The 402-nt window shown below is 58.0% G+C and carries 1 protein-coding gene; it reads left to right on the plus strand.

The window, feature by feature from the left end:
• Nucleotides 1–73 precede the first annotated feature (73 nt).
• A partial coding sequence (locus AC1DIJ_RS30935) for a transposase (RefSeq protein ID WP_477831761.1) occupies nt 74–402 on the plus strand: 329 nt, incomplete at its 3' end.

The following is a 402-nucleotide window of genomic DNA, read 5'->3' on the forward strand; positions in this document are numbered from 1 at the left end:
TGAACTGCCCCCACTTTCGACCGGACACTCAGCATAAGCAGGAAGGCTCAAGCACAGGCTTGAGGATAAGCTTATGTCTAACGAGTTTCGACAGGTTGATCTGATGATCGGTGACGTCCGGCGGCGACGCTGGACAACGGAGCGCAAACTGCAGATCATCGAGGAAAGCTATGCCGCCGGGGAGACCGTTTCCTCCGCGGCGCGGCGACATGGAGTTGCGCCAAATCTTCTGTATCGCTGGCGTAGGCTCCTTAGCGAGGGAGGTGCGGTGGCCGTGGATTCTGACGAGCCAGTGATCGGCAATTCCGAGGTGAAGAAGCTGGAAGATCGAGTGCGCGAGCTTGAGCGCATCCTCGGGCGCAAGACGTTGGAGAACGAGATTCTCCGCGAAGCTCTTTCCAA

The organism is Rhizobium sp. 10N427 (genome assembly GCF_056394605.1).